This is a genomic window from Botrimarina mediterranea (assembly GCF_007753265.1).
Taxonomy (GTDB): domain Bacteria; phylum Planctomycetota; class Planctomycetia; order Pirellulales; family Lacipirellulaceae; genus Botrimarina; species Botrimarina mediterranea.
Genome location: NZ_CP036349.1, coordinates 4,904,564 through 4,918,242 on the forward strand (window position 1 = coordinate 4,904,564; position 13,679 = coordinate 4,918,242).

A 13,679-nucleotide genomic window follows, 5' to 3' on the forward strand; every position below is an offset into this window, starting at 1 on the left:
TCGTAAGCTGGTTGAGGAAAAGAGTATGGGCGGGCCAGGCGTCGCCGCGAAGCGAGCCGCGGCCTCATAGTCTCCCTTTTTTACTTGCCGCTAGCGACGGGAGGTAGGCGCCGCAGGGCCCGGTTTCCGGCGAGAACGCCTTGCTTTGCGACAAGAGGCTTTGCTTTGCGACACGGGCTAGAATGGAGGGGTACCGCGTCCCCGTGCCCCAAGAGTTGGTATGCCGTTCCGAGCCGCACTCCTCGTCGCATTCCTCGCCATCGCCGGCGCTCTCGCGCCCGTCCCCGCCTGTGCCGCCGACAAGCCGAACATCGTGATTGTGGTCGTCGATGGCCTGGGAGACCTCGCCACGCCGCTCGGCGGCGCCAACGCGATCCTGCCGGACCCCGAGTACCGTGCGCGGCTGACGCCGAACCTTGACCGCCTGGCGATGCTCGGCGCGACGTTTACCAACGCACAGGCGGTGGACACGCTTGAGCCGCCGGAAGTGTTGTCGCTGGGACGCGACGGCGATTCGGTTGCGCTACTGCTCAAGGCCGCGGGCTACACGACGGCAGGGACGGGTCTGCCAAAGGACGCGGAAGAAGGCTGGGACGAGGTGCGGACGTACGAGCAGAAGGCGGTAAAGCCTCACCGCATTGACGGCGGGCCGAAGAACGTCGAATTGAATTTAGGCTGGCCGATACCAACATGGGGACGACTTGTTCCGATCGATAAACGCCGCAAAGATGATCAGTCGATCGAGGCGTGGGAAGGGCTCACCGAATCTCTCGACGACCAACTCGCCGCCGCTTGGGCCGCCGAACAAGTACGAACCAAGGGCGCCGACACGCCGCAGCAGTTCGTCTACGTCGAACTATTAGGCCCCGCTGTGCCGTATCGCGGGTTCGTCGCGCCGGGCGTCTTCTTCGATCGATTCCCCCTCGATCAGATCAAAGTTCCTCCCTTCGATCCCGGGGACCTGAAAGACCTCCCCGAAGGACATTGGAAGAAAGGCCACGCCTCGGCGTCACTCTCCGACGACGACCGGCTCGCCGTCATCCAGGCGTACCTCGCCACGGTTTCCGCCGCTGACTACGCGATCGGCAAAGTGGTTGACGCTGTGGAAGAGTTGAACAGCGATGAAGTCAAATCCAACGACTGGACGCTCGTCGTGGTCTCAAAGCGTGGGACGCCCCTCGGTCAGAAAGGCGTCTGGGCGTTCTCACCCTGGGAGGCCGCTACGAATGCCAACCTCATGATCTACGCGCCCCAGATAACTACCGCCGAGCAGCGAGTCACGACACCGGTCGGCATCGGCAGCGTGGCGCCAACGGTCGCGGTGCTCGCAGGGGTCGAGTCGCCACGTCCTACCGGCGACAACCTCATGTCACTCTTACCCATCAAGGAACATTTGCCCGGCGTCGTTGCGCTGACGACCGTTGGCGAACGGGCTCTCAGTGTTCGCTCGCACCGCTTCCGACTCGTCCGCTACGATGACGGCGGCGAGGAACTTTACGACCACGATCACGACGGCGAAGAACTCTTCAACCTGCTCCATCCGAGTCAGGCGGCAAAGGTCAAACTCTTCGGCATGAGCGAAACGCAGGTCGAAGCGGTGAAGCAATGGCTCAGCCAACGTCTCGACGAGGCGCTTGCGCAGCGCGCCAAGCCCGGCCACCCCTCCGCCATCGACGATCTCCTCCCCGGAGATTTCAACAATGACGGTCGTGTTGACGCCGCCGACTCGACCGTCTGGCGCGACAATCTTGGCAAGGAAGTGCCCGTCGGCGCGGCGGGCGATGGCGATTTCGACGGCCGCGTCGAGCAAGACGACCGCCCCATCTGGCTCGATAACTACGGACGCAAGCGAGAGCCGGCGCCTGTCGAGTAATTAGCGGGTCGGCGCCGCTTGTGGGGGCTTCGTGCTTGAGCCCTCAGCGCGCGCGGGCTTGCCCGGCATGAACAGCGTGCATCCGCCGTTACCGGAGATGCGCAGCTTAACGTCTTGCAGCTGCTCTTCGATGCAGAGCCCCATTGTGCGATCAGCAATCGACGCGCCGGGCTCGATCTGCCACCACTTGCAGTCCTTACAAAGTCCCCAATGTTGGTCCTGTGAGTCCATGGCTGGTGCTCCTTGGTGTGTGAGGCGATAAGCGCGCTTGGCTAAAACGCTTTCGCTTCTACGCACGCAAACGCGATGCCACCGCGGTGCGAAGAGCCGGACGCTAAGGCGTGCCGGCTGATACGCTGGCGCTCCCCCCATCAGCCGGGGGCCTTCTCCGGCGGTTCCGTGGCGCGTGTGCTCACGCACCGATCAGGCTGGCTCCACCGACTCCAGCAGCCGCACTGGCACGATCCACTTCCGCCACACCGCCAGCAGCCGCAGCGTCGCGGCCGCCGTGATCGCTAGGGGTTGTGAGATCGTCGCCGGAATCGCCAGCGACTCCCCCGTTAGATAGACGATCGCCCCCAGCAGCGCGCACGTCGCGCAAAGCGGCGAGGTGCGGAAGATGTTCGGCGTCTCGTTGCAGATCACGTCGCAGATGACGCTGCCGAACGTCCCGGTGATGACCCCCATCACCGCGGCGATCAGCGGCGACATCCCCTCGTTCACCGCCACTGCCGCCCCCGCAACACTGAAGAGCCCGAGCCCCAACGCGTCGGGCCAGATGAGGTACGGCTCGATCCGCGCCACCATCCGCGGCGTCACGGCGCTCACCGCCGCCAGTCCGAACACTACCCACAGCAGATACTCGTGCTCAACCCAGAACAGCGGCGTCCGGTCGAGGAACAGGTCCCTTAGAGTGCCGCCGCCAAACGCCGTTGCCGCCCCGACGCACAAGAGGCCGACGATATCAAAGCCGTCGCGTAGCCCGCGGAGGATGCCGTACAGGGCCGAGGCGGCGACCGCGGCGAGTTCAATCGTGGGGATCATGGTTCATGCTGTTCGGTGGGAGGGGTCTCCAGACCCCGATAACGCGCACCATACCGTTGCGACCAAGCGACCGTAATCGGCGTCTGGAGAAGGCTTCCCACAGCGAGCGCGACGAGTGGGCTAGGCCGAAGGGACGTTAGGAGCGACCATCAAAGCTACAGACCAGCACGCCTCACCCTTAGTTCGCCCCGATGTCCAACGCCGCCTACGTCGTCGCCTGGGAGCCCCGCAGCGGCAAGTCGCTCGTGGTGTTGGGGCTCATGGAGCTGCTGTCGCGGCGGGTCGAACGGCTCGCCTACTTCCGCCCCCTGGTGGACGGCGATCCGGAAGCCGACCCCCACCTACGGCTGGTGCGTGAGCGTTACCGGCTGACCACGCCCGTCGATCGGATGGTCGGCGTGCGCCAAGACCGGGCCGAGCAACTGGTCGCCGACGGTCAGGAGGCGACGCTGATCAAGGAGGTGCTGGCTCGCTACCGGGCGATCGCGGCCGAGTCCGACTTCGTCCTCTGCGAAGGCCCCGACTACATCGGCGCCCAGGCGGCGTTCCAGCACGATTTCAACTCGGAGCTCTCAAAACACCTCGGCGCGCCGCTGGTGATGGTGGGGACCGGCGCCGGTCGGTCGGCCGCTGAAACGGTCCGCGATGTCCGCGCGGCGACGGCCGGCTATCACGAACAGGGCGACGTCGTTGCCGCGACGTTCGTCAACCGCGTGCCGCCCGACGAAGCCCGCGCCCTCCGCGAAGCATTTCAAGAGCGATCGCCCAGCGACGGGCCGATTTATGTCATCGAAGAAGAGCCCTCGCTCGCCCGCCCCACGCTCGCCCAGGTCGCCGACGCCATCGGCGCCCGCTGGCTCTACAAGCCGGACGACGTTCATCAGCGCGACGTCACCACCTGCCGCGTCGCGGCGATGACGCTGCCGCACTTCCTTGATCGCACCGCCGAGGGCGCGCTGGTGATTACGCCCGGCGACCGTTCCGACATCCTGGTGGGTGTCGTCGCGTCACTGGTCTCTGACGGCGTCCCGAAGGCGGCGGGCGTCCTGCTCACCGGCGGGCTCGAGCCCGAGCCCTCAGTGCGACGGCTCATCGAAGGCATGCGTCGTTGGGTCCCGCCGGCGATGATGGTCGATTGCGACACCTACCGCGCCGCCACCGCGGTCGAGTCGGTCCGCGCGGTGCTCGCCCCGGAGAACCTCACGAAGATCGCCACGGCGCTGGGCGTCTTCGAGCGCGAGGTCGATTCCGACGCCCTCGCCGAGCGGATCGCCGTCACCCGCACCGAGCGGGTGACGCCGCTGATGTTCGAGTACGACCTCATCGAGCGTGCCAAACGCATCCCGCGAACGATCGTCCTCCCCGAGGGGGAAGACGATCGCATCCTCCGTGCCGCGGCCGTGCTCTTGCGGCGGCACGTGGCGTCGCTGGTGATTCTCGGCGAGCCCGATGCGATCACCGCTCGCGCCGCGGCGCTGGGGCTCGACCTCGCCAAGGCGCGACTCATCAACCCGATTGCGTCGCCCGACCGCCGTCGCCTCGCCGAAGAGCTATCGAATCTCCGCGCGCACAAGGGCGTCACGGTCGAGATGGCGTACGACCTCTTGGGCGACCCCAACTACTTCGGCACGATGATGGTCCAGGTCGGCGACGCCCACGGCATGGTCTCCGGCGCGACGCACACCACCGCTCAGACGATCCGCCCCGCCCTGCAAGCGATCCGTACGCGCGACGACTGCTCGATCGTGTCGAGCGTCTTCCTGATGTGCCTCGAAGACCGGGTGCTGGTTTACGGCGACTGCGCCGTGAATCCCGACCCGACGCCCGAGCAGCTCGCCGACATCGCGATCAGCTCGGCAAAGACAGCCAAGCAGTTCGGCGTCACGCCGCGCGTGGCGATGCTCTCGTACTCGACGGGCGAATCAGGGAGCGGCTCGGCGGTCGACAAGGTCCGCGAAGCGACACGACTTGCTCGTCAAAGGGCGCCGGAGCTGTCGATCGAAGGTCCGATCCAGTACGACGCCGCCGTCGATGCCTCGGTCGCCAAGTCAAAGATGCCCGGCAGCCAGGTCGCCGGCCACGCGACGGTGTTCGTCTTCCCCGACCTCGACTCGGGCAATAACACCTACAAAGCCGTCCAGCGCACCGCCGGCGCCGTTGCGGTTGGGCCAATACTGCAAGGACTCCGCAAGCCGGTGAACGACCTCAGCCGCGGCTGCACGATCGACGACATCGTCAACACGGTCGCGATCACCGCCATCCAGGCCCAGCCCGAGGGAGACCGCCCCTCGTGAAAGTCCTCGTCCTGAACTGCGGCAGCTCATCGATCAAGCACCGGCTTTTTGAGATGCCCAATGATCATGAACCGGGTGGTATCGAGCTGGGCCGTGGCGCCATCGAAGGCATCGGCGCGGAGGGCTCGGTCGCCGATCACGCCGCAGGGCTACGGCAAGTGTGCGACGAGCTCGGCGTCGAGCCCGAGATCGTCGCGCACCGCGTCGTTCACGGCGGCGAGCGTTTCGTCGCGCCGATAGTGATCGACGACGAGGTCGTCGCTGAACTCGACCGGCTCAACCCGCTCGCGCCGCTGCACAACCCCGCCAACGTGCTCGGCATCCGAGTCGCGCGCGAGTGGTTCCCCCGGGCGACGCATGTCGCCGTATTCGACACGGCGTTCCACGCCACGCTGCCGCTCTACGCCAGCCACTACGCGATCCCAAAGCACTTGGCGACCGAACACGGCGTGCGGCGCTACGGCTTCCACGGCTCGTCGCACGCCTGGGCGTCACAGCGCGCCGCAGAACTTCTCGGCAGACCGCTCGAAGAACTGCGGCTCGTCATCCTCCACCTCGGCGCCGGCGCGAGCGCCACGGCGGTCCTCGGCGGTAAGTCGATCGACACGTCGATGGGCATGACGCCAATGGAGGGCCTCGTGATGGCGACCCGTGCGGGCGACATCGACCCGGGCGTGCCGCTCTTCCTCCAGCGCGAACTCGGCATGACCGCCGCCGAGGTCGACCGCCTCCTCAATCGCGAAAGCGGCCTCCGCGGCTACTGTGACGAGTCCGACCTTCGCGAAGTTCTCCGCCGCGCTGATGAAGGGGACACCGACGCCCAGCTCGCCGTCGAAGCCTACGTCTACCGCATCGCCAAGTACGTCGGCGCCTACGCCGTCGCCCTCGGCGGCCTCGACGCGGTGGTCTTCACCGCCGGCGTCGGCGAACGCAGCGCGCCGATCCGGGCGCTGGTTGCCCAGCGGCTGACGTTGTTCGGCGCGAAGCTCGACGCCGAAGCGAACGACGCATCGACTAGCGAAGACCGTGCGATTCAAACCGCCGACAGCCCCGTAGCCCTCTTGATCGTGGCGACGAATGAAGAGCTACAGATCGCCCGCGAAGCGGCGGCGCTGGTGGAGTGATCGCGAACCACGACAGAGAGGGCGAGCCGGCGACGTTAGTCGTCGGTGCGAAGCGGGTACCAGGGTTCCACCGACGACTAACGTCGCCGGCTCGCCGTCATTCGTTCGAGCAGCGCTACGTCAAGCGCCGACGGCCGTTGCCGCCTTCTTCTCGTACTCCTCCCAAAACGTCACGTACCTGCGGTGGTCCTTGGCGAACGACTCGCTGAACACGGCCTCGACCATCTCGTTCTTCTGCTGCACGAACTTCGCCAGGTCCTTCGGCTCGCCGGGCTTGAAACGCGGCGCGGGGCGGTCGTAGACGATCGTTGCGCCGTTGGCGCCGTCGGTGTGGTACTGCGAGAGGCCCACCACGCGGTCGGAGACGTACAGCGCCTCGTTCAATTCGTGCGTAACGATGATGATCGTGTAGGGCGGCGGCTCGTTCGCCGCGATCGCTGCTAAGTTCTCTTCGTAGAGTTGCAGCAGCATCAGTTGCAGTTCTTCGCGCGTCGCCTCGTCGAGCGCGCCGAACGGCTCGTCGAGCAGCAGCACCCGCGGCTTCATGATCAGCGCCTGAGCGATCGCCACCCGTTGCCGCATGCCGCCCGACATCTGGCTCGGGTAGAGGTCGCGCGCGGCGGTCAGGCCGACCTTGTCGAGCAGCTCGTCCGCCCGTTCGAGGTGCTCGGCGCGTTGACGCAGCCAACCGGGGTAGTTGAAGAAGCGATACGGCGCCGAGGTCTCGTTGAGCATCAGCCCGAACGCCACGTTCTTGCGCGCCGTCAAGAAGTCGTAGAGGCTGTAGTGCTGGTAGACGATCCCCACGTCGCGTGACGGCCGCAGCATCGGCTCGCCCGCCACCCGGACGACGCCGCCGGTGGGCGGATGCGTGCCGAGAATCGCGTGGAGCAAGGTGGACTTGCCGCACCCGCTCGGCCCCACCAGCGCCACGAGCTGCCCCGCCTCGACGCGGAGGTTCACGTCATTCAGCACCTTCTTGGGGCCGTAGGCGTGGTGGACGTGGTCGATTTCCAGATTTGCCATAGAGTCGCCCGAGAAAAAACCCAATGTCCAAGCCCCAATGACCAATAGCTCGTACACAAACCTCATTGGTCATAGGGGCATGGTCATTGGTCATACCACAAGCTGGAGCATAAGCCTTTCGCCCCAATCGTTCGAGTCTTGGAGTTCCTTTGCGTTTCCAACGTCTTCGCGGTTACCATCCCAGACATGGACCTCCAGTTCGATCCGTCGATCCCCGTCGAGGCCGCCACGACGCCGCCGGCCGTGTGGTACACCGACCCGCGCGTTCTTGAGCTGGAACGGCGCAACGTCTTCGAGAAGGCTTGGGTCGCCGTCGGCCGAGCGGACCAGGTCGCCGAGCCCGGCCGTTACTTCACCGGCGATGTCGTTGGCAACCCTTTCGTCGTCTTGCGGGACGAGTCGGGCAAGTTGCGGGCGTTCCACAACGTCTGCCGCCACCACGCCGCCGTCGTCGCCCAGGAGTGTGGCAAGGCCCGCGAGCTGGTCTGCCCCTACCACGGCTGGACCTACCGGCTCGATGGCTCACTGCGTACGGCGCCACGGATGGGCCGCATGGAAGGGTTCGACCCCAAGGAGTTCGGCCTGCCGCCGATCAGCGTCGCGACGTGGGGGCCCCTGGTGCTGCTCGACCTCGACGGCCACGCCGGCGGCGAAAACAACCCGCGCGACCTGGCCATCGACGCGGCCCCGCTGATTGGGCCGCTCGATGAACTCGGCTTCGAGCACATGCGGTGGGTCGAGCGCCGCACCTATGAGATGAATTGCAACTGGAAGGTGTTCGTCGATAACTCGCTCGACGGCGGCTATCACGTCGCCTACGCGCACGAGGGGCTGGCCGAGGGGCTGGCGTTCGACGGCTACCGCACGGAACTGTTCGAGCGCTCGGCGATTCAGGTCTGCGAGTCGAGCGGCGCCGACGAACGGCTCGGCGAGAAGGTTGTCTACGCTTGGCTGTACCCGAATCTCTTCATCAACCGCTACGGCCGGATGATGGACACCAACATCGTCTACCCCACGGCGGTCGATCGCTGCGAAGTGGTATTCGACTTTTATGTCGACGCCGATGTCCCCGACGGCGACGACCTTCAAGAGTGGGCCGCCAAACGCCGCCTCCGCAAAGCGATCGGCGCAAGCCACGTCATCCAGAACGAGGACATCGAGATTTGCGAATCCACCCAGCGCGGCCTGGGCTCGATGTCGTTCCGAACCGGCCGCTACTCGTCCCAACTCGAACGCGCGGTGCACGCGTTTCACGGGATGCTGTATCGGGATTTGAGTTGTGAGGCGACCTCCATTTCATCGGAGTCCCCGAGGGGCGGCAGCGTTTAGCAGGGGCGCAGGCCCCTGGAGATCGGCGCCGGAGCCTTGCTCGCCCACGGAGGAGCGAGAGCGGGTTGGCAGAATCCGATACTGTCGCCCCTCCGGGGCTTTTCATGCATCGCCCGTGCGGCGACCATCGCGGTTGTCAGCTGTCGTCTGCCTCCTCGGCCCCTAACGAAACATGTCCGATACCCCCGAGTTCTTCACCCGGCTGGCGCGACTCCTGAACTCCGGGCAATCGCGGAGCGTGCTGTTGGGGGGCGCGATCCACGACCTCTTCTGGGATGGCGAGCGGCACACGCCGCTCGTGCCATTCTTGCTCAAGAAGACCAAGACCAACGGGCTCTTACCGCTGGTCTACGAGCTCAACGGTCCCATCCGCATCGCCGACGCCGACCGCGACCGACTGCGCGGCGCCTGGGTGGAGTGGAAGTCGGGCGTCGATCCGGCGTTGCTCGGCCTGGAGGACCTGCGCAAGAAGAGCTCGCAGCTTGAGTTCCACCAGCAGGAGTTCGATCGCCACCTCACCAGCGCGATCGGCTCGCCGACCGCGGCGTTAGAGCTTTTGCGGCAACTGACGATCTGCTCCCGCACGGCGCTGCGCGAGCACCTGCTGATCATTGTCGAGGCGGCCGACATGCTGCTGCCCGAGACCGGCGACCTTTCGCGCCTGAACGACGCGCAGCTCCGCCGCATTAGTATCGTCGAGGACTGGTTCAGCGACCCGGACTTTGTCGCCGGCGACGACTCGGTCGTGTTGTTGGCCGAGTCGCGGAGCATGGTGCACAGCCGCGTTGCGCGGATGCCGCAGGTGCTGTCGGTCGAGGCGCCGGCGCCGACGCTTGGCGAACGCGTACGCTTCATCGACGAGTTCATAAAGACCGCCGAACGGAAGCCGCGGCTCTGGTCCACGCAAGAAGCCCTCGGCGAATGCACCGCGGGGCTCTCCCTGCATGCGCTGCGACAGATGCTCGCCGGCGCCGCATACTCGGGCGATCCGCTCACGCCCGCGGCGGTGTTTGGCAAGGTCGAAGAGTTCATCCAGACGCGGCTCGGCGACGATGTCGTCGAGTTCAAGAAGCCCTCGCACCGGATGACCGACGTCATCGGCTTCACGCAGCTCAAGAAGTTCCTCACCGAAGAGTTGATGCCACGCTTCAAGGCGGCGGCCGACACGGCGCTGCCGGGCGCGGCGGTGGCCGGCGCGATCGGCGGCGGCAAGACGTTCATCTTCGAGGCGGTCGCGGCGGAGCTCGACCTGCCCGTTCTGGTGCTGAAGAACATCCGCAGCCAGTGGTTCGGACAGACCGACGTCATCTTCGAACGGCTCCGCGCGGTGCTCGAAGCGCTCGGCAAGGTCGTGATCTTTGTCGACGAAGCCGACACACAATTCGGCCGCGTCGACGCCAATGCCCACGAGACCGAGCGCCGCCTCACCGGCAAGATCCAGCAGATGATGAGCGACCCCAAGCTCCGCGGCGAGGTGCTGTGGCTACTGATGACGGCGCGGATCCACCTGCTGTCGCCCGACATCCGCCGCCCAGGACGCGTCGGCGACCTGATCATCCCGGTGCTCGACCCAACGGGCGACGACCGCGTCGCGTTCATCAACTGGGTGGTCGATGCGATCAAGCTCGACGAAGCCCAACTCGAGAAGGAGGGCCTGACGCGTCTTGACCTCGTGCAGCGGATGAACGACGAGCTGCTGCCGCCAGAGTACTCGGCCGCGTCGTTCGCGTCGCTCCGCTCGTACCTTAAGGCGACGCAGCCCAAGACCTGGGCCGAGGTGATGACCGCCGTCCACGACCAACTCCCGCCCGCCATCGGCCCGACGCGCGAGTACCAAACGCTGCAAGCCCTAGTGAACTGCACGAGGCGATCGCTACTCCCCAATCCCGACTCGGCGCTCGAAGACCGCGTCGAGTGGGAACGGCGGATCCGGGAACTTGAATTAGAAGGGATCAGCTAACCGCCAAGACGCCAAGAGCGACAGGGATCGCCAGGAAGTTTATTAAGACAGGATTTGCAGGATCGACAGGATATTGGTTTTTTCAACTCATCGTGTAAATCCTGTTGATCCTGTCTAATTTTTTCTTGGCGATCTTTGGCGCCCTTGGCGTCTTGGCGGTTCCCCGTCGTTAGTGATTGATGATTGTGATCGTCGGCTCACCCTTTTCGCTCTCGAGCGCCACGTGGGCCGTGATGCGTTGAGTCGCCTCGGCGGCTTGGACCGCGTAGGCGCGTCGCGTCTCTCGGTTGTAGCGTTGTTCGAGAATGAGCTGCTCGCGCAGGTCGCGGAGGACCATGTTCTCGCGCATTAGTTCGAGGCGCACCTGGGCGGCCGACAGGGTCAGGGCGTTGCCCGTGCCGAAGCGGTTGACGCGGTTGTATTCGCGTTGCAGAAGGCGGAGCGAATCGATGCGCGCCTCGGCGTACTTGATCTCCATCCGCAGAGCGCGCATCCGCGCGGGGTGGTCGAGCCGGCGGTAGAGCCTCTCTTCCATCGCCGCAACCTGAACAGCCCTTCCACCCGACAGGGCGTCGCCGCACTCGTAGCACTGGTTGACGTTGATCTGCGCCGAGGCAATGGGAGCGAGCGTGGCGAAGCCCACTAGCGGGAAGAGCAACGCGGGGACGAGACGACGCATGGCTGAGCGGCTGATTAGGAGGAGCGGCCCACCCACGGGCCGATGACTCCACGCTAATCAGGGCCGCCGCCCGCCACAAAAAAGCGAACCGCCCGACGCCGCAACGGGTCCCTGAGGCCGACTCACCCGAACCGGATGCCGGCATGTTCGCCACAACGCTTACAACCGAACGCCTTGTCTTGCGACCTCCGTGCGTCGAGGACGCCGGCGCCATCTTCGAGCGCTACGCCAGCGACTCGGTGGTCACCCGGTATCTCTCTTGGCGGACGCACCAGTCGGTCGAAGAGACTCGCGCGTTCTTGAACCAGATCACGAATCCACCCATCGACAACCACGATCGACAGTGGGTAATCGGCTTCGAAGGCGATTCGCTCCCCTGCGGCATGATCACGGTCTTCGGATCGGGCCAGCTCGTCGGGCTCGGCTACGTGCTCCAGCGTTCACTGTGGGGACGCGGCGTGATGCCCGAGGCGTTGCGAGCGGTTGCCGCGGAGGTGTGGCGTGACGAACGGACGTGGCGCCTGCAAGCGCTCGCCCACGTCGATAACGTCGGCTCGCAACGCGTCATGGAGAAGTGCGGCCTGCGGCGCGAAGGCGTCTTGCGCCGGCAGTTGGTCATGCCGCAGATTAGCGACGAGCCGCAGGACTGTGCGCTGTATGCGCAGGTGAGAGATGACTTCAACGCGCGATGAGCGAATTGGTGGGGCGCCACGAACGAGGACGCCACCCACACCGCTCTCAACGCGGCTTCCGCGGCGCAGAGTTCGCCGCCGACAGATCGACGAGCTCCGTGACGTTCCCCGTCACGGGGCTCGCTTTAAAGCCGCCGTCGTGGGGCGGGGTCGCCGTGTGACGCTCGGCGATCATCGGCACGCCGTGCTTGGGGTTGAGCATCGTCGACTTCACCTCGGCGGACACCGTCGCGCCGGGGACGACCGAAAGGCGCCAGTCGCGGAGGAAGATCGGCAATGACGTACGGAGCACTTCCATCGCCAGCGGGCCGCCGATGCAACGCCGCGGACCACCGCCGAACGGGTGATACGCGTAGGGCGACGGGTTGATCGAGAGCCAACGGTCGGGGGCGAAGCGCGTCGGGTCGGGGAACGACGACTCGAGCCGGTGCGTGATCAGCGGCGTGAAGACGATCGGCGTTCCGGGCGGCAGGTCGAGCGGGCCGAGCTGTTCGCGCTCGACGTTCATCCGCACCGAGTAGGCCGACGCAGGCAGCACCCGCATCGCTTCTTTGATGACGCGCTCCAGCAGCGGTAGGCCGCCCGAGGCGTCGGGCTCTTCGACCGTCCCGGCGTGGATCTGTTCCCACAGAGCCTGCATCACCTCGGGGTGCTGCGCGAGCAGGAACGTCGTCCAGCTGAACGAGTGAGCCGTCGTCATATGGGCGGCGGCGAACAGCACGCAGCATTGGCCGACGAGCTCTTCATCGCTGAGCCCCCCGTCGCCGTCGTGCGAGCGGACGAGGATCGACAGCACGTCGTTGGCGGTTGGGTCGGGGTTGTCCTTGCGGCGGCGGATGAGCCGCATCACGTTGACCTCGAGCCCCTTGGCGAAGTCGAGCAGCCCCTCATAGCCGGCGTGGAACTCGGGCGTCGAGACCAGGGCGCCGATGCCGATCTCGTGGTTGAGCGTCACCCATTGGGCGATCTGCTCACCGAGTTCGTAAGCGAGCGTCGGCTCGTCGAGGCCGAACAGCAGCCGGCTCGTGACCCGCAGGTTGTAGCGGATCATCGCCTGATTGAAGTCGAACTCGACCCCGTCACGCCACAGCGCCGACTCTTCGCGGGCGATCGCGTCAATCGTCGGGCGGTAGGCGGCGATCGCCTTCGGGCCGAACGGCTCTTTGACCATCCGCCGGTTGCGCTTGTGCTGTTCGCCGTTCATGGCGAGCAGGCCACAGGTGACGCGGCGTTGGCTCGAGCGCTTGGGCCCGCGGATGCCGAAGAACCGGGCGTGGAACCGGTCGGCCCGGCTGAGGACCTGCTGGTTGTATTCTGGGGCGAAGAGGCAGACGATCATCTGCCCCGCCTGGCTGTCGCGGAGGGCGGCGATCGGGCCGTGCTCGCGGTGCAGCTGGAAGAGCCCCCCCATGAGGTCGCGACTGAACTCGACCAAGCACCCCTCGGTAATGGGGCAGGCTTCGTTCGTGGAGCCAGCCCCGCCGATCGGGTGGGCGCAGTCGCTCCCTACTAATGGCGCGACGACAGGAGCGGTGGGGAAGGACATCAGCGGGAGGGACGTCGGCGGAGTCATGCCTCTAGGATCGGGATTCCATAGCCATCATCGCTAGCAGGGCGACGACTCTCGACCCTATCTTCCCAATCCGTACGAATTCCCT

At 65.8% G+C, this 13,679-nt stretch carries 11 protein-coding genes; 6 read left to right on the top strand and 5 right to left on the bottom strand.

Translation table 11 applies throughout. The annotated features are described in order from the left end of the window. Positions 1-220 precede the first annotated feature (220 nt). Complete coding sequence (locus Spa11_RS18870; protein WP_145115253.1) at positions 221-1,873, top strand: sulfatase-like hydrolase/transferase; 1,653 nt, start codon at positions 221-223, stop codon at positions 1,871-1,873. Here Spa11_RS18870 and Spa11_RS18875 read toward each other — a convergent pair whose 3' ends face one another. Continuing rightward, on the bottom strand, positions 1,874-2,104 hold the full coding sequence (locus Spa11_RS18875; RefSeq protein WP_145115257.1) for a hypothetical protein: 231 nt from the start codon (positions 2,102-2,104) through the stop codon (positions 1,874-1,876). A gap of 192 nt (positions 2,105-2,296) precedes the next feature. After that, the gene (locus tag Spa11_RS18880) at positions 2,297-2,917 is read right to left on the bottom strand and encodes a trimeric intracellular cation channel family protein (RefSeq protein ID WP_145115260.1); all 621 of its coding nucleotides are present in this window, start codon (positions 2,915-2,917) and stop codon (positions 2,297-2,299) included. Positions 2,918-3,108: 191 nt separating this feature from the next. Between Spa11_RS18880 and pta the strand changes: the two genes are divergently transcribed. Continuing rightward, positions 3,109-5,211: a phosphate acetyltransferase gene (gene pta / locus Spa11_RS18885; protein WP_145115264.1), complete on the top strand. Its 2,103-nt coding sequence runs from the start codon at positions 3,109-3,111 to the stop codon at positions 5,209-5,211. Further along, on the top strand, positions 5,208-6,335 hold the full coding sequence (locus Spa11_RS18890; RefSeq protein ID WP_145115268.1) for an acetate/propionate family kinase: 1,128 nt from the start codon (positions 5,208-5,210) through the stop codon (positions 6,333-6,335). The genes pta and Spa11_RS18890 overlap by 4 nt, the downstream gene beginning before the upstream one ends. A gap of 120 nt (positions 6,336-6,455) precedes the next feature. Here Spa11_RS18890 and Spa11_RS18895 read toward each other — a convergent pair whose 3' ends face one another. Beyond that, positions 6,456-7,361, bottom strand: coding sequence for an ABC transporter ATP-binding protein (locus Spa11_RS18895; RefSeq protein ID WP_197529515.1), 906 nt, complete (start codon positions 7,359-7,361; stop codon positions 6,456-6,458). Positions 7,362-7,547: 186 nt separating this feature from the next. On the opposite strand from Spa11_RS18895, the gene Spa11_RS18900 reads away from it, so the two are divergent. Both Spa11_RS18900 and Spa11_RS18905 read left to right on the top strand, forming a co-directional pair. Beyond that, the gene (locus Spa11_RS18900; protein WP_145115276.1) at positions 7,548-8,690 is read left to right on the top strand and encodes an aromatic ring-hydroxylating oxygenase subunit alpha; all 1,143 of its coding nucleotides are present in this window, start codon (positions 7,548-7,550) and stop codon (positions 8,688-8,690) included. A 172-nt stretch (positions 8,691-8,862) separates the two neighbouring features. Further along, a complete protein-coding gene (locus Spa11_RS18905; RefSeq protein WP_145115281.1) occupies positions 8,863-10,650 on the top strand; it encodes an AAA family ATPase in 1,788 nt (595 codons plus the stop codon). Between the two features lie 169 nt (positions 10,651-10,819). Here Spa11_RS18905 and Spa11_RS18910 read toward each other — a convergent pair whose 3' ends face one another. Continuing rightward, positions 10,820-11,329: a hypothetical protein gene (locus Spa11_RS18910; RefSeq protein ID WP_145115285.1), complete on the bottom strand. Its 510-nt coding sequence runs from the start codon at positions 11,327-11,329 to the stop codon at positions 10,820-10,822. A 143-nt stretch (positions 11,330-11,472) separates the two neighbouring features. On the opposite strand from Spa11_RS18910, the gene Spa11_RS18915 reads away from it, so the two are divergent. Further along, positions 11,473-12,021, top strand: coding sequence for a GNAT family N-acetyltransferase (locus Spa11_RS18915; protein WP_145115289.1), 549 nt, complete (start codon positions 11,473-11,475; stop codon positions 12,019-12,021). 46 nt (positions 12,022-12,067) lie between these two features. On the opposite strand, the gene Spa11_RS18920 is transcribed toward Spa11_RS18915, so the two are convergent. Then, on the bottom strand, positions 12,068-13,567 hold the full coding sequence (locus Spa11_RS18920; RefSeq protein ID WP_145115293.1) for a cytochrome P450: 1,500 nt from the start codon (positions 13,565-13,567) through the stop codon (positions 12,068-12,070). Positions 13,568-13,679: the final 112 nt, after the last annotated feature.